Source organism: Thermococcus kodakarensis KOD1, from assembly GCF_000009965.1.
Taxonomy (GTDB): Archaea; Methanobacteriota_B; Thermococci; order Thermococcales; family Thermococcaceae; genus Thermococcus; species Thermococcus kodakarensis.
Genome location: NC_006624.1, coordinates 2,032,092 through 2,046,764 on the forward strand (window position 1 = coordinate 2,032,092; position 14,673 = coordinate 2,046,764).

The 14,673-nt window shown below is 52.7% G+C and carries 15 protein-coding genes; 10 read left to right on the top strand and 5 right to left on the bottom strand.

Features of this window, described 5'->3' with window-relative positions:
* Positions 1-2: 2 nt before the first annotated feature.
* Complete coding sequence (locus tag TK_RS11275; protein ID WP_011251191.1) at positions 3-689, bottom strand: class I SAM-dependent methyltransferase; 687 nt, start codon at positions 687-689, stop codon at positions 3-5.
* Positions 690-778: 89 nt separating this feature from the next.
* Between TK_RS11275 and TK_RS11280 the strand changes: the two genes are divergently transcribed.
* The 7 genes from TK_RS11280 to TK_RS11310 all read left to right on the top strand — a co-directional run bounded on the left by TK_RS11280 (position 779) and on the right by TK_RS11310 (position 7,595).
* A complete protein-coding gene (locus TK_RS11280) occupies positions 779-1,735 on the top strand; it encodes a beta-ribofuranosylaminobenzene 5'-phosphate synthase family protein (protein WP_011251192.1) in 957 nt (318 codons plus the stop codon).
* The gene (locus tag TK_RS11285; RefSeq protein WP_011251193.1) at positions 1,728-2,879 is read left to right on the top strand and encodes a DUF1464 family protein; all 1,152 of its coding nucleotides are present in this window, start codon (positions 1,728-1,730) and stop codon (positions 2,877-2,879) included. Before TK_RS11280 ends, TK_RS11285 begins: the two co-directional genes overlap by 8 nt.
* Before the next feature lie 59 nt (positions 2,880-2,938).
* On the top strand, positions 2,939-3,523 hold the full coding sequence (locus TK_RS11290; RefSeq protein WP_011251194.1) for an indolepyruvate oxidoreductase subunit beta: 585 nt from the start codon (positions 2,939-2,941) through the stop codon (positions 3,521-3,523).
* A gap of 76 nt (positions 3,524-3,599) precedes the next feature.
* Positions 3,600-4,514, top strand: coding sequence for a phosphate signaling complex PhoU family protein (locus tag TK_RS11295; protein WP_011251195.1), 915 nt, complete (start codon positions 3,600-3,602; stop codon positions 4,512-4,514).
* A gap of 54 nt (positions 4,515-4,568) precedes the next feature.
* Positions 4,569-5,489 (top strand): isoaspartyl peptidase/L-asparaginase family protein, encoded by a 921-nt coding sequence (locus tag TK_RS11300; RefSeq protein WP_011251196.1) that lies wholly within the window; start codon positions 4,569-4,571, stop codon positions 5,487-5,489.
* Positions 5,489-6,664, top strand: a complete 1,176-nt coding sequence (locus tag TK_RS11305; protein WP_011251197.1) for an MFS transporter — start codon at positions 5,489-5,491, stop codon at positions 6,662-6,664. Before TK_RS11300 ends, TK_RS11305 begins: the two co-directional genes overlap by 1 nt.
* On the top strand, positions 6,657-7,595 hold the full coding sequence (locus TK_RS11310) for a radical SAM protein (protein ID WP_011251198.1): 939 nt from the start codon (positions 6,657-6,659) through the stop codon (positions 7,593-7,595). Before TK_RS11305 ends, TK_RS11310 begins: the two co-directional genes overlap by 8 nt.
* Here the strand turns inward: TK_RS11310 and TK_RS11315 are convergent.
* Both TK_RS11315 and TK_RS11320 read right to left on the bottom strand, forming a co-directional pair.
* Positions 7,585-8,076 (bottom strand): hypothetical protein, encoded by a 492-nt coding sequence (locus TK_RS11315; RefSeq protein WP_048053787.1) that lies wholly within the window; start codon positions 8,074-8,076, stop codon positions 7,585-7,587. The genes TK_RS11310 and TK_RS11315 overlap by 11 nt on opposite strands.
* Positions 8,066-9,001 (bottom strand): serine/threonine-protein kinase RIO2, encoded by a 936-nt coding sequence (locus tag TK_RS11320; protein ID WP_011251200.1) that lies wholly within the window; start codon positions 8,999-9,001, stop codon positions 8,066-8,068. The genes TK_RS11315 and TK_RS11320 overlap by 11 nt, the downstream gene beginning before the upstream one ends.
* An 89-nt stretch (positions 9,002-9,090) precedes the next feature.
* Between TK_RS11320 and TK_RS11325 the strand changes: the two genes are divergently transcribed.
* Positions 9,091-10,227 (top strand): MFS transporter, encoded by a 1,137-nt coding sequence (locus TK_RS11325; RefSeq protein WP_011251201.1) that lies wholly within the window; start codon positions 9,091-9,093, stop codon positions 10,225-10,227.
* A gap of 51 nt (positions 10,228-10,278) precedes the next feature.
* Here the strand turns inward: TK_RS11325 and TK_RS11330 are convergent, their stop codons facing one another.
* Positions 10,279-11,472 (bottom strand): proteasome-activating nucleotidase, encoded by a 1,194-nt coding sequence (locus TK_RS11330; protein WP_011251202.1) that lies wholly within the window; start codon positions 11,470-11,472, stop codon positions 10,279-10,281.
* 217 nt (positions 11,473-11,689) lie between these two features.
* Between TK_RS11330 and cas6 the strand changes: the two genes are divergently transcribed.
* Positions 11,690-12,439: a CRISPR-associated endoribonuclease Cas6 gene (cas6, locus tag TK_RS11335; protein ID WP_011251203.1), complete on the top strand. Its 750-nt coding sequence runs from the start codon at positions 11,690-11,692 to the stop codon at positions 12,437-12,439.
* Here the strand turns inward: cas6 and TK_RS11340 are convergent.
* A complete protein-coding gene (locus tag TK_RS11340; RefSeq protein WP_011251204.1) occupies positions 12,396-13,292 on the bottom strand; it encodes an MraY family glycosyltransferase in 897 nt (298 codons plus the stop codon). The genes cas6 and TK_RS11340 overlap by 44 nt on opposite strands.
* 53 nt (positions 13,293-13,345) lie before the next feature.
* Here TK_RS11340 and TK_RS11345 point away from each other — a divergent pair, with 53 nt between their 5' ends.
* Positions 13,346-14,668 (top strand): HAD-IA family hydrolase, encoded by a 1,323-nt coding sequence (locus TK_RS11345; protein WP_011251205.1) that lies wholly within the window; start codon positions 13,346-13,348, stop codon positions 14,666-14,668.
* Positions 14,669-14,673 lie beyond the last annotated feature (5 nt).

Genomic DNA, 14,673 nt, shown 5'->3' on the forward strand with positions numbered 1-14,673 from the left:
CTCTATTTCTTTGGTCCATAGACCTGGAAGTAGGAGTGCTCGTTCAGCTTTTCTTCTCCCTCTTTCCTGAAGTAGAGCTTCGCGAGCAGTTCAACTGCCATTTTGCCCCAAACGTTGAACTTCACCCTGAACGAGTCCTTTTCGCTCTGAAACTCTATGACGACGGTCTTTTCTTCTTGGTCTGGTAGAACCTTGTTTACCCAGTACTCGGCTCCGACTACCTGGCCGTTCATGAGAACTGGCAGGAGCGCCCTTAGGTCTGTGAACTGAAGGATAAACTTTCCTCCAGGCTTCAGAACTCTTGCAGTTTCTTTGAAAACCTTGGCTAAGTCCTGAGGTTCAAAGTGGACGAGGCTGTCTATAAAGAGCACGTAGTCAAAGCTGTCGTTTTCGAACGGGAGTTCTCTCGCGTCTCCTTCGATGAACTCTACACGAGACTCCTTCTCTTTCGCAAACTCCCTCGCTTTTTCCAGCATGAACCTGCTGTTGTCAAGTCCGACTACCTCAAATCCGAGGTCCTCTAGAAGGAACGAGAAGCCCCCAACACCGCAGGCGAGGTCAAGGACCCTACCTCTCGTTTTCATGAACTTCATAAGTAGCGGCTCCAGGTTCTCTATCCTTCTCCGATACTCCTCGGAGTTTATGTCGCTGTAGGCTTTAAATGCTGAGTAGTACTCTACAAACCCCATGTTGGTAGGTTTGTTTTGAGACCTTATATACCTAACCCGCGCACTAGATTTTTAATGACTCCAATTGAGATTCCGTCGGGGTGAGGTTAATGGATTCGATCAGAATCAAAGCGCCGGCCCATCTTCACACTGGGAACCCCGACCTCAGCGGTGACATGGGCAGGCTCTACGGGACAGTTGGTTTTGCAATCGAGACCCCTTCTCTGGAGGTTGAAGTTAGGAAGTCTGATAGGGACCGTTCGAACGACAACGACGCTTTGAAGTTTTTAAGGCGGTTCAGGGAGTCCTACGACTTTCCGCCGGTTGAGGTTACAGTCCGCAGGTACATTCCTAAATGGGTCGGGATAGGTTTCCACACGACCCTTGCACTGACCATGGGCGCGGCAATATCCAAACTCTACGGTCTCGGCTTGTCCCTTGAGGACGTTGCTTTGGCCATGCGCAGGGGTTTGATAACCGCTCTGGGCTTCTACGCTGTTAAAGTAGGAGGCTTTATCTACGAGGGCGGCTTCCCGGTTGATAGGCGGGAAAAAGTAGTCCCCCCGCTGATATTCAGGGGCGAAATGCCCGAGGACTGGCTCTTCGTGGTCGCCATTCCGGAGACGCCGAGGAAGGCCCTCACCGAGGTCAGGAAGAGGGAGGACGAGATTCTCGGAAACCTGAAGAAGATGCCCCCTGAGCTGGCCGACAGGCTCTCAAGGATAGTCCTCATGAAGATCCTTCCAGCTTTCGTTGAGAGAGACATCAGAACCTTCGGAGAAGGTCTGTACCAGTTCAACCACCTCCTCGGCGAGTTCTGGAGCGATTACCAGGAGAACGTCTACTGCTGTGACATCGTGAACGAGGGAATCAAGCTGATGCTCGAAAGGGCCCACTGCGCCTGCCAGACGAGCTGGGGGCCGACCTTCTATGGCCTCGTTGATGGTATTGAACATGCTGAAAGGCTCAGGGCCGAGGTTGAGGCCTTCCTCAGGGAGAACGGAGACGGTGGTGAGGTCTTCGTCACGAAGGCCGACAACAGGGGAATGGTGGTGCTGGATGGTTAAGGCGGTTGGTATAGACTCCGGGACGAAGAGCATGGACATCTTCGGCTTCGACGACGAGACTGGGGAGGTTATAGTTGACGCATCCGTGGACAGGAACCGCGTTACCGAGAACCCAGGGATAATAATCGAACTTCTCAGGGAGGTTCAGGAGGAGCACGGGAAGATAGACGCCATAGTCGGCCCCTGCGGCTATGGAATTCCCTTAAAACCTGCCAGGGAAGCCACCGATGCCGAGATAGCCCTGGCGACTTTCATAACGGAGGCCGATGTGGGGAGAAGGCTAAAGATAGTTGGCCTAAGGGAACTGATGCTCATGATGCGAGAAGCCGACGATCTCAACATATACTTCACCCCAGGGGTTATACACCTTCCAACGGTTCCAGAGTGGAGGAAGGCCAACAGGATAGACCTCGGTACGGCGGACAAGGTGTTCACCGCGGCCCTCTCCATCGTTAGGGAGGCTGAGAGGAAGGGAGTGCCCTATTCCGAGACCAACCTCATAGCAGTTGAGATAGGCTTTGCCTACACTTCCGCAATGGCAGTTAAGAACGGCCAGATCGTTGATGGAATGGCGGGCACCGCTGGATTCCCCGGCTACCTTGGGATGGGGTTCATGGACGGCGAGCTGGCCTACGCCCTGGCGAACGCCCTGGAGGACTTCGGGAAGATGGTGCTCTTCCAGGGTGGGGCGGCCTACGTGGCTGGAATAGACCCCTTCAGCGTTTCTCCAGAAGAGTTCGTTGGGCTGGCAAAGGAAGACGAGGAAGTGAGGAAAGGCTACGAAGCGATGATAGAGGCCATAGTCAAGGACGTCTTTGCCCTGCTCCCCTCGGTAACGCCCGATTCGATATACCTGAGCGGTCGCTTCTCAAGGATCCCGGAGTTCTTCAGGGACGTCAAGGAGGCGCTTGAAAACGCCTTTGAAACCTACGGCTTCTCCGTTGATGTTCTCAAACTCGAGAGCAGGGCAAGGGCGAAGGAGGCAGCGGAGGGAAGCTCAATAATAGCGAACGGCATTGCAGGCGGAAAATACCGGGAGCTCGTTGAGACACTCAGGCTGGGGGAGAGCTCCGGTTCGATCTTTGACTGGGTCAAGCTGAAGGAGAGGGAAAAGCTCAGGATATTCGAGAAACTGATAGTTTGACCGAACCTTTTTGAGCTTAGGTTTTTATGTTTCTTCCCAAACTTTTTCTGGTGGTGGGAATGGAGTTCAACCTCATCATAACCGGTGTCGGCGGCCAGGGCGGTTTGACCCTCTCGAGAATAGTCGGGAACGCCGCAATGGTAGAAGGTTACAACGTCAGGATCGGTGAGACCCTTGGGATGAGTCAGCGTTATGGGAGCGTTCTGAGCTACCTCCGCTTCGGTGAGGAAGTGTATTCCCCTCTCATTGAGGAGGGAGAAGCGGATTTGATGCTGGCCCTCGAGCCTGCCGAGGCTTTAAGGAACGCCCGCTTCCTGAGCAGGAAGAGCCACGCGATAATCAACGCCTACCCAATCCACACCGCTACGACCCTCGTCGGAAAGGAGCGCTACCCGGAGCTTAATGAAATAAAGGAGGCAATAGGCCGGATCTGTCCGGTGGATATGCTCGATTTCCAGAAAGAGGCCGATAAAATAAACCCTAGAACCCTGGGAGTACTCATGCTCGGGTACGCTTATGGGAAGGGACTGATTCCGCTCAGGAAGGAGAGCATCCTTGAGGGCATCAAGCTGACGCTCAGGGAGAAGCTCTGGGAGATGAACTTCAGGGCCTTTGAGAGGGGAGTTGAGCTGTCGAAAGAATGAACGTCTCAATGTTCTCCACAACCTTTATATCTTCTCTCTTCTTCTTGTAGTTGCTATATAGATGGGGTGAGTTAATATGGAGTTCAGAAAGATTCAGTTTACTGGGAGGAGCTCCTACATAATCTCGCTCCCAAAAAAATGGGTCAAGATGAACAACCTCAAGCAGGGTGATGCCGTTCCCCTCGTTGTGAACCCCGATGGCAGCATAACGATATTCCCGAAGGAGGTCAAAGAAGTTAGCGAAAAGAAAATTTTGACAATTTCAAAGAAATACTCGCCTGACATGGCAATAAGGCTCGTCATCTCTGCTTATATCCAGGGCTACGACGTTCTTGAGATAAACCTCACGGAGGAGATGCCCATATACAAGGTTAAGCTGAGGAAAACTCTTCAGAGCCTCCCTGGAGTTGAGATAATCCTGGACGAGCCGACCAGGATAGTCGCCAAGAGCCTTCTCGATGAGGATGAGGTGAACCTGGCGGAGCTCCTGAACAGGATACGCTCCCTAATACTCTCAATGCTCGGTGACATCGAGCTCCTGATACAGTCCCCTGGAAACGAGGAGATCCTGAGGGATATTAACGACCTTGAAAGCGAGCTTGACAGGTTCTACTTCCTGATAATCCGGACCGTCAGCAGGCTCCTGACAAAACGCGGCATCACGGAGGAGAGCGGCATAATAAGGAGAACCTTTGACCTAATCGGCATACTCTTCATAGTGCGCAACATCGAGAGGATTGGGGACCACCTCATAAGAATCGCGGAGAATCCCGACAGAATAAACGTTCCCTATCTCAAGGAGAAGTTCAGCCAGATGCTTGACCAGATTGAGGAACGTGACCTTATGAAGGTGGACAAGCTCATGCTGGAGCTTAAGGAGGAGATAAAGTCCATAGACTACCACAGGTCAATAGCTATGGAGAGCTACCGCAGAATCCTCGAGTACCTTGAGAACATCGGCGAGACCATAATAAACATGGCCTTGAGTTAGCTTCGTTTCCATAATTCTTTTAACCTTTCGAGGAAACTCTTCTCGGTGATTCTCATGGCCGCTATCATAGTCCACGGTGGGGCTGGAACAATAAGGAAAGAGGAGAGAATACCCAAGGTCATTGAGGGTGTTAGGGAGGCTGTTCTCGCCGGCTGGAGAGAGCTGAAGAGGGGTTCCGCGCTGGATGCAGTTGAGGAGGCAGTTAAAGCCCTCGAGGACAACCCTATTTTTAATGCAGGAACTGGAAGCGTTCTTACCCTTGATGGGAAGGTCGAGATGGACGCCGCTATAATGCGCGGTAAAACGCTCGACGCTGGCGCCGTTGCTGGAATCTGGGGCGTCAAGAACCCGATAAGCGTTGCCAGAAAGGTCATGGAGAAAACCGACCACGTTCTCCTGATAGGTGAGGGAGCTGTAAAGTTCGCCAGACTGCTCGGCTTCGAGGAGTACGACCCGATAACGGAGGAGAGGCTCAAGCAGTGGGAGGAGCTCAGAAAGAAGCTCATAGAGAAGGGCGAAACAAAGCACTGGAAGAAGCTCAACGAGCTGATCAAGGAGTATCCAGAAGTCCTGAGGAGCACTGTTGGCGCTGTGGCCTTCGACGGTGAGGAAGTTGTTGCAGGAACTTCCACTGGTGGGGTTTTCCTCAAGATGTTCGGCCGCGTTGGAGACACTCCAATAATCGGCGGCGGAACTTACGCGAACGAAGTTGCGGGAGCTTCCTGTACCGGCCTCGGCGAGGTCGCGATAAAGCTCGCACTGGCAAAGAGTGCTGCCGACTTCGTCAGGCTTGGCATGGACGCTCAGACGGCAAGCGAAGCCGCTATAAGCCTCGCCACGAAGTACTTCGGCCCAGATACGATGGGCATTATCATGGTCGATGCAAAGGGCAACGTCGGCTTCGCCAAGAACACCAAGCACATGAGCTACGCCTTCATGAAGGACGGAATGGACGAGCCGGAGGCTGGTGTTTAGTGGAAAAAACGCTCAGAAACATCTGGCTCCTCAACCTCTCGACGTTTTTCTTCTTCCTCGGCATCAGCTTAACCAACCCCATAGTTTCCCCCTTTGCGATAACGCTCGGGGCAAGCCCTTTTCTTGTTGGTTTGGTGGCTGGTGTTACATCCTTTGTTTCCCTCGTTTCAAAGCCAGTTGGCGGTCTCATCGGGGATAGAGGCTACCGCCTTGAGATGATGATAGCCGGAAACGTGCTCTCTCTCATAAGTGGCCTTCTCTACGTCGTTTCCGCCTACACATCCAACATTGTACTTTTCGCGTTTTCAAGGGCACTCCACGGCTTTTCAATGGGGATATTCTTCCCCTCAAGCCTCTCCACAGCCGTTGATCTGGCACCGCCCGGCAGGGTGGGTGAGACCCTCGGATGGCGTGGCATGATGTTCTCGCTCGGCAACATAATCGGGCCAGCCCTGGGAGGCTATCTGTCCGACTACCTCGGCTTCGCCGGAGCTTTTTCCTTCGTGTCGCTCTTCTCTCTCCTCGGCGCGGGCTTTGTGATACCCGTGTGGAAAGAGGTCGGGAGAATAACCGGCGACGAAGAATCCTCCGGAGGGAGCGTCAGCTATCGGGCACTTCTTAAAGTCTCGTTCGTTTTCACTTCACTGGCACTCCTCTTTTTCTCTGCCTCTTATTCGGGTATAACGACCTACCTTCCGGCTTTCTACAAATACCTCGGCTTCCCGCAGAGGACTTTCGGCCTCTACATGATGGTGGTTGGTGCGTCGAGCTTCGCAACCAGATTAGTTGGGGGTAAGACTGCAGACAGGATTGGCCCGGTTCCCGTTTCCTTTGGTGGCATCCTGGTCGTCATAACTGGATACGTCTTCCTCAACTACAGAATTCTTCCGCCAGAGTCCTACATAAGTGCCGTTCTCATCGGTGCGGGCTTTGGTCTTTCAGTCCCCGCGATGCAGATGATGGCCCTCGCTCCCCTTCCCGGAAAAATCCGCGCAATGGGCTCGAGCATATACACGATGTTCTTTGATCTTGGTACACTGGGTGGTCAGGTCGCCCTAGGCTACGTTGCGGACCTTAGAGGATACGAGGCTGTTTTCCCGCTGCTCCCCTTCATCGCAGGAGTGGCACTTATAAGCATCCTGATCACGAAGGTTAAGGGTGAAGGGAATGCCTGAAATGGTAAGGGTCTCCTATGGAACTGCAATAGCGATGGGCCTAATCAGGGCGAAGCTGTTGGCGAGGCCAACTACCGCTTATCTCATGACCTATTGGCCAGGAAGGTGCTCCAACGACTGTGCTTTCTGCGCTCAGGCCCGCTCAAGCAGGGCAGACCTTGAGAAGCTGTCGAGGGTTGTGTGGCCTTCTTTCATGCTGGAGGATGTACTCGAAGGTTTGAAGAAGGGAAACTTTGCAAGAATCTGCCTCCAGACCATTGATTATCCGGGAATGGTTGAGGACGTTTTTGACCTCCTTGAAGCCTTCTCCGACCTTAATCTTCCGATTTCAGTCTCGATAACCCCTGTTGATTCGGAGACCCTTGAACGCTTCAAGGAGCGCGGCGTGGACTACATAGGTGTCGGCCTCGATGTTGCCAGCGAGAGGCTCTTTAGGGAGATAAAGCCAGACCTGTCATGGGAAGAAGTGTGGGACTTTGCGGGCAGAGTGATTGATGTTTTTGGCCGTGGAAAGGCCCTACTTCATGTTATAGTTGGCCTTGGAGAGACTGACGGGGAGCTTGTGAATACCTTCATACGCGCGAGGGAAATCGGCGCTGATGTTTCCATATTTGCCTTCACGCCTATAAAGGGAACCCGCCTTGAAAATAGGGAACCGCCGAGCCTCGAACATTACCGAAAAATCCAGCTCGCTAAATACCTCGTGAGCATCGGGAAGGAAGATGCCATAGTCTTCGATGGGGACTCCATCAAGGGCTTTGCACTCTCCAAGGACGAAGTTGCAAAGATTCCCACGACGGTTTTCATGACCCACGGCTGTCCGGGCTGCAACCGGCCTTACTACAACGAGAGACCTGGAAAGGAACCCTACAACTACCCGTTAGCACCAAAAAGGGAAGATTTTGAGAGAACATTGAGGCTCATCCTTTGAGTGCTTCCAGCGCTTCGTTCATCTCCTTGACCGGGAACTCCACGCTGACTTCTTCCCCTTTTGCCGCTTTTATTAGGGCTTCGAGGAACTTGCTGAGGAGTTTGTCCTCTTTGAGGAGAACTCTGAGTGAATCCATGTTCTCCGTGAGCTCCAGTTCTTTTCCGGCATCTCTGATTATCGTTAGTATGTCCCCGAGCCTCTTGAAGCCGAGGCGGAAGAGATCGTCGTTCGGCGCGTTGTAAATAGCTCTAAGCGCGCACTTGACCGCTCCCCTGTAGTTGTCTTCCTGAAGGAAGATATCAGCGAGGCGGAAGCAGGCCTCGAAGTACAGCTCGGGCTCTTCCTCCATGCTCTCGTGAAGGATCTCATCGAGCTTTTTCTTGGCAGTTTCGAGGTCTTTTTGGTTTTCGGCCTCTATGGCCTCCCTGAAGAGCCTTGCTATCCTCTCCTTCCTGTTGAGGGGCTCGTACTTAATTACCACCTTCCTCACCCCTGCTCTCCTTCCAGGCTGATTCAAACTCGGGCCAGACCTTTTCAAACTCCTTTTTTACTCCCCACCTTCTCCTGAAGGCGTTCAAAAGGACGGTTATGTCCCTCTTAAGCAGTTCGTAGCTCTCCGGATGGGCCGTGCTGATGTACTGTGCCCAGTCTATTATCAGGATGTCTCCATCTTTAGTCAGGACTATGTTGAACTCGCTCATGTCCGAGTGAACTATACCAAACCTAACGATCTTGAGGTACTCCTCAAGAACCCTATCGAGTATCCTCTCTGCTTCCTCTCTGGTTAAATCAGTGTCCCTGAGTTCGGCCAGCTCGGTTCCCTCCACAAACTCCATTACGACTACGTGCCTGTTCCAGGCTACCGGCCGCGGAACCCTCGCTATCGGGCTGAGCAGGACGAGGGCCTCGTGCTCCTTCTTGGCTATCAGCCTTGAAACGTAGAGCCAGCTGGTGTGGTGCTTGTCCTGGAAGACGTGGCCGTGGTAGCCGGCCCTTCTGGAAGCTGTCCTCCCTCCTATCCTGTTGAACTTTACCGCGACCTTCTCCCCAGAAGGAGTTATGCCTACGTAAACATCAGCGTCCTTCCCAACACCTATCTGCGTCGTGCTTATGGCCTCTATTACTCCCTTTTTGGCGAGCGCCCTGATTGCCAGCGCGTCGTAGCCGTGTATCGTGAGCTGGTAGCCTATGTAGCCGATGTCGCTCCTCCTGACGACTAGTCCCCAGTCGTCGAGCTTTCCAAGGCGGAAGGATGCAGTCTCAACGTCCACCCTGGCAAAGCGGGCTATGTCCTCTAAGGGAACCCACCTGTGGTGGCGCATGTTGAGCTCTACTCCCCTAAGTATCCTGAAGTCCAGGTCCCTGAGTGATGGGTAAGCCTCGAGTGCGAGCAGTTTGCTGACCATGTTCTCTCCCGTAACTGGTTGCCCGCGCCTTTTATAAACTTACTTTGCTATCCAACAAACTTTTAAGCGTTTCATCTTCTCTCGAACCTATGCGGAAGAGACTCCTGTTGCTGCTCTCCCTCGGCTGGATATTCAACTACGCCCACAGGATGGCGATACCACCCCTTATCCCCATAATCAAGTCGGAACTGGGCGTAACCAACGCCGAGGCAGGTCTGCTGATGACTGCGTTGCTACTCCCCTATGCACTCGTCCAGGTACCCGCGGGCTATCTTGGAGACAGGCTCGGGAGAAAGCGTCTTTTGGTGGTGAGCATCGTTGGATACTCCCTCTCTTCTGCGCTCATAGTTTTCGCGCGCCAGTACTGGGAGCTTCTGGCGGTTAGGGCTCTCTATGGGATTTTCTCTGGCCTGTACTATGCTCCAGCGACGGCTCTCATAAGCGAGGTCTATCGGGAGAGAAAGGGCTCCGCTATGGGGATCTTCATGGTCGGGCCGCCAGTAGGGAGTGGAATTGCTCCTCTGATAGTCGTACCCATAGCGCTCTCCCTCCAGTGGAGGTACGCCTTTGCTGTGCTCTCTTCCATGAGCCTTCTTGTTGGAGTCGCCCTTGCCCTCGCCGTCAAGGGGGAAGTCTCGAAGCCTTTTAGGGCCTCACTCTCGATTCCGATGAACGTTCTCCCCTTGAGCGCTGCGAATTTCCTTGCGCTCGCCGCATTCTTCGGCCTTCTAACGTTTCTGGTGTCATTCCTGGTGCACTCAGGAGTCTCCCTCGGGATTGCCTCGGGTCTTTTCTCTCTGCTTTCGGTTGTGGGTGTAGCAGGATCTTTCCTCGGTGGCTTGGTCTATGATAGAACGGGAAGGAGAAGCGTCTCGCTGATACTCGTGCTCAACGCACTGCTAACGTTCCTCCTTGCGGTAACGGCATCTCCCTGGATTATAATCCCCCTCGGGCTTACGTTCTACTCTGTGGGTCCAGTAGTTACTGCCTACACCTCCGAGAAAGCAAGTCCAGAAAACCTGGGTTCGGTCATGGGTTTCGTCAACATGGTTGGATTCTTCGGCGCGACGGTCGGGCCTTATCTCGTCGGCCTGCTTATAGATATCTTTGGATACAGGCCTGCTTTCTTGTCTATTCCCGTAATGTATCTGCTTGCGTGGGCAATACTGTGGGTTGAGGGTCTTGTGGAAAGGAAAAAACTTGGAACAAGCCCGAAAAGAATGTAGTATTGTAAATACTCGCTTTAAATCAGGGGTAGAAGAAAAAAGAGAATGGCTTCAGCCGTACATTACCTCGTGCATAGCTATCTGCTGTGCCAGCCTCTTCTCCGAGCCAATGACTTTATCCACGGCCTTGAGGAAGTCGTCCTGCGTAACGTACGTCCTCCTGTCCCTGATGGCGAACATGCCTGCCTCGGTAGCTATGGCCTTGAGATCTGCTCCGCTCGCCCCCTCGGTTATCTCCGCTATAACGCGCAGGTCAACGCCCTTGAGGTTCATCTTTCTCGTGTGAACCTTGAGTATCTCGAGCCTGCCCTGGTAGTCCGGGAGCGGAACCTCTATGAGCCTGTCGAACCTGCCCGGCCTGAGTAATGCTGGATCGAGTATATCGGGCCTGTTGGTTGCCGCTATGACCTTCACGTTGCCCCTCGGGTCGAAGCCGTCCATCTCAGCGAGGAGCTGCATGAGGGTTCTGTTGACTTCCCTCTCGCCGCCGGTGGTTTCGTCCATCCTCTTTGCGCCTATGGCGTCTATTTCGTCTATGAATATTATCGTGGGTGCCTTCTCCTTGGCAAGCTCAAAGAGTTCGTGGACCAGTCTGGCACCCTCTCCGATGAACTTCCTTACCAGCTCGCTTCCGACGACGCGGATGAAAGTGGCGTTGACGTGATTGGCAACTGCCTTTGCCATCAGGGTCTTTCCACAGCCCGGCGGGCCGTAGAGGAGAACTCCCTTCGGCGGCTCGATGCCGACCTGTTCAAACAGCTCAGGGTGCTTGAGCGGGAGCTCTATTGCCTCCCTGAGTTCCTGGAGCTGCTTCTCAAGTCCGCCTATGTCGTTGTAGGTGACCTTGGGCCTTTCAATGACTTCGAAACCGAGGACACTCGGGTCTTTCTCGCTCGGCAGGAGCTCGACTATCGCCATCGTCCTCTGGTCGAGTGCCACCCTGGCTCCTGGCTTGAGCTTGTCCCTCTCTATCCAAGGCGCTATCCTGACAACGAAGCGCGGCCCGTTGTAGTTCTGAACGATAGCCCTTTCGTCGTCGAGCACCTCTATGACGTTCCCCGCAAAGGCCGGCGGCTGTCTGAGCCTTGACATTTCCATTCTCAGCCTTGAAAGCTCCCTCTCAAGTCTCTCCTTGTCTGCCTCCAGCGTTCTCACCTGTAACTCCAGCTGCCTGATTCTCCTTTTGAGGAAAGTGACGTAGTCATCGTAACCCTCCGGGTGAACGTCAGTGTTCTCAATACTCATGGTATCTCACCTCTAACTTCTCTCCTGATGTATGTCTCGTTGGGACTCTTTTTAACTCTATCCATCCCAGCAGAAACAGGTTTGGGTTTTGGACAATTTCTATCTAATGCACAAGTTTATCATCCGTTGATTCACAATGGTCTTCAAACTCAACTTCGAAACACTTATTAACCTTTTTGACGTTGGATATATTGGCACTACAATGGAGGGGTCAATAATGAGGATTGAAATAAAACTCCGACCCGCTGAGGTGGGCACAATTCTTCCGTTTAACTACAACTACGAGGTCTATTCTCAGCTGCTTGAGAAGGTCTATCTGGTTTCTCCCGAACTTGGAAAGGAGGTTGAATCTAGTGGTGTTGACTACTTCACGTTCTCAAGGATAATGGTCAGGAAGAGGGAGCTCATTCCCGAGGCTGGCATTAGAGTTCTCTCCGATGACGTTTCTCTCTACGTCTCCTCCCATTCCGCCGATGTCATCCATGCCATCGCCGAGGGCTTTCTCGATGACCCCCTCCTGAAGATTAAGGATGCCACTTTTATTGCAGATGACGTTAAGGTTCTGAAGGAGCCCGAACTTAAAGGTCCCGTTCTCTTCTCAACGCTCAGTCCGATCCTCGTTAGGACGGTTAAGTTCGTCAACGGCAGGATGAAGGTGTGGGACCTCTATCCCGACGATGAAATGTTCTTTGACAAGCTCAGAAAGATAATGCTCATGCGCTATTCGAGCATTTACGGCAGAATGCCCGAAAACAAGGAGTTCAAAATTGAGGTTCTCAAGTTTAAGCCCGTCCGGATTCTCGTTAGGGATACCTACTACAGGAGCTCCCTTATGGTCTTCAAGTACTCTGGCTCACCCGAGCTGGCCTGGCTGGGATATGAAACGGGGTTTGGTGAAAAGACTCGCTACGGCTTTGGCATGGTTAAAGTAATTGACTCAGAGCAAGGGCAAGAAGGCCAAGAATGAACTCTATGGCCCACACTATTGCGACCAGCTTTGGTTCGTTCACGCGCACTTTTCTCATTATCATCCCCAGAAAGCTTGGATAAGGTGGTGCCTTTAGCGTCCCGTCAGGCAAGACTTCGGTTCTTCCATGCTTTCTGACTCCAAACCTCACCCCAACTGCTTTTATAACGAAGTCAAGAAAGTGTGGTATCAGGAGAACCGCCCCGTAGGCTTCAACCTTTCCCACAACGGCAACGAGTCCAATAAGTGCTCCGAGGCTCAGGGTTCCAGTATCGCCAGGAAATACCCTGGCTGGATATCTGTTCCACCAGAGAAAGCCTAGAGCTGCAGCAGTTCCGATAAGGGCCAGCTCTCTGGCCGTTCCGTCGGTAAGCACTCCCAGGAAAGCCAGCGCTATCGCGCTCGTCCCGACTTCCAGTCCGTTGAAGCCCGCTAGCATGTTCACCAGGTTCGCTGAGCCCACCACGTACAGAAGTGCCACTATGGGATAGATAACTCCGAGATTAAGGGGGAATCCGAATACGTCAACGTATCGGGGAATGTCAAAAAACATTACAGGTGAAGCGACTATCAGGGACAGAGCAACCTTGTGGGACTGCTTTAAAGCAGCAAGGTCATCAATAATTCCCACTATCCCGAACAGGAGAAAAACGAGACCGATCTCTGGTTTGATTAAAGATGACACTGCCCCAATAGATATGAGCAGTGCCAATCCACCCATTTCGGGGACTTCGGGTTTGGTCAGCTTGTGTATATCCCTCCCAACTATCCTCGCCTTTTTCATGAGTCCGGCGATGTAGGGGGTTAGTACCGCCGAGAGAGTTAAGGCTATAAGGGGAGCCGCCGCTTCCATTACTGACACCGCATTCCGTTGGAACCCGCAAAAATAAACCCTTCGGTGGTAGTATGGACATCAGACTGGTGGTCTTTGACCTCGACGGCACGCTGATCGGTGCCCCAAAGGCGTTCTCAGAAGTCAAGGAGGAGCTTAGAAAAAGGCTCCTGGAGAGGGGCATAAGCGAAGAGCTTATTGGAGACCTAACGCCCATGTACGAGACTCTGATCGAGATCTCTGAGAAAACGGGTATCCCCTTTGATGAACTCCATTCAATCCAGGTCGAGCTTGAGACCGAGAGGATGAAGGACGCCTTTCTCTTCAAAGGTGTTCGTGAGTCCCTAGAGTTCTTGAGGGAGAAAGGAATCAGGATGGCGGTTGTAACCAGGAGTTCAAGGGATGCCGCCCTATTTGCCCTCCAGAAAACTGGCATTGCTGACTACTTTGACGTTATTGTGGCAAGAGAAGATGTTCCCCCAGACCAGTTGAAGCCAAATGGGGGGCAAATAAAGCGGGTTCTGGATGCCCTTGGAGTTCCCCCCGAGAAGACCTTGGTTGTGGGTGATCACGGCTACGACGTCATAGCCGCGAAAAACGCGGGTGCACTCAGCCTCTTGGTGACGTCCCACGATGCAGGAAGGATGAGTTTCTCGGTTGAGGCTACTCCCAATTTCGAAATTCCCACTATGGAACACTTTATTCCGTTAATGGGGCGGTTGCTGTCGAGCTACGTCGTTGTTCCCGCTTACAACGAGGAGAAAACAATAGGCTCGGTTCTCACCGACCTCCTGCGTTATTTCAGGCGTGAAGAAATAGTCGTTGTCAACGATGGTTCGAAGGACAGAACTGAAGAGATAGCGAGGTCCTTCGGTGTCCACGTTCTCACCCATCTCGTGAACAGAGGCCTTGGTGGGGCGCTCGGTACGGGGCTCGCTTACGCGGTAAGGAAGGGCGCTAAAATGATTCTTACCTTCGATGCCGACGGTCAGCACTTGATAGGCGATGCATTGAAGGTCATGAAGCCCGTTGCGGAGGGAAAAGCGGACTTTGCAGTCGGTTCCCGCCTTAAAGGAGACACCAGTCAGATGCCCTTTATCAAAAAGTTTGGAAACTTCGTCCTCGATTTCATAACTGCACTGTTTGCGCGTAAGTACGTCAGCGACAGCCAGAGCGGGCTCAGATGCTTCAGCGGTGAGTGTGCCGCGAAGATCAAGATTACCTGCGACAGGTATGCTGTTTCAAGCGAGATTATAATTGAAGCAGTTAAAAACGGCTGCAGAATCGTGGAGGTTCCGATAAAGGCCGTCTATACCGAGTACTCGATGAGGAAGGGGACAAACGTCCTTGAGGGTGTTAAGATAGCCCTCAATCTGCTGTTTGACAAACTGAGGTGAGGTAT

Bases quoted from the DNA above. Each gene is read 5' to 3' on its own strand.
- TK_RS11310 (WP_011251198.1), top strand. From the start codon at position 6,657: ATGCCTGAAATGGTAAGGGTCTCCTATGGAACTGCAATAGCGATGGGC.
- TK_RS11345 (WP_011251205.1), top strand. From the start codon at position 13,346: ATGGACATCAGACTGGTGGTCTTTGACCTCGACGGCACGCTGATCGGT.
- TK_RS11275 (WP_011251191.1), bottom strand. From the start codon at position 689: ATGGGGTTTGTAGAGTACTACTCAGCATTTAAAGCCTACAGCGACATA.
- TK_RS11340 (WP_011251204.1), bottom strand. From the start codon at position 13,292: ATGGAAGCGGCGGCTCCCCTTATAGCCTTAACTCTCTCGGCGGTACTA.
- TK_RS11285 (WP_011251193.1), top strand. From the start codon at position 1,728: ATGGTTAAGGCGGTTGGTATAGACTCCGGGACGAAGAGCATGGACATC.
- TK_RS11320 (WP_011251200.1), bottom strand. From the start codon at position 9,001: ATGGTCAGCAAACTGCTCGCACTCGAGGCTTACCCATCACTCAGGGAC.
- TK_RS11325 (WP_011251201.1), top strand. From the start codon at position 9,091: ATGCGGAAGAGACTCCTGTTGCTGCTCTCCCTCGGCTGGATATTCAAC.
- TK_RS11300 (WP_011251196.1), top strand. From the start codon at position 4,569: ATGGCCGCTATCATAGTCCACGGTGGGGCTGGAACAATAAGGAAAGAG.
- cas6 (WP_011251203.1), top strand. From the start codon at position 11,690: ATGAGGATTGAAATAAAACTCCGACCCGCTGAGGTGGGCACAATTCTT.
- TK_RS11280 (WP_011251192.1), top strand. From the start codon at position 779: ATGGATTCGATCAGAATCAAAGCGCCGGCCCATCTTCACACTGGGAAC.
- TK_RS11290 (WP_011251194.1), top strand. From the start codon at position 2,939: ATGGAGTTCAACCTCATCATAACCGGTGTCGGCGGCCAGGGCGGTTTG.
- TK_RS11295 (WP_011251195.1), top strand. From the start codon at position 3,600: ATGGAGTTCAGAAAGATTCAGTTTACTGGGAGGAGCTCCTACATAATC.
- TK_RS11330 (WP_011251202.1), bottom strand. From the start codon at position 11,472: ATGAGTATTGAGAACACTGACGTTCACCCGGAGGGTTACGATGACTAC.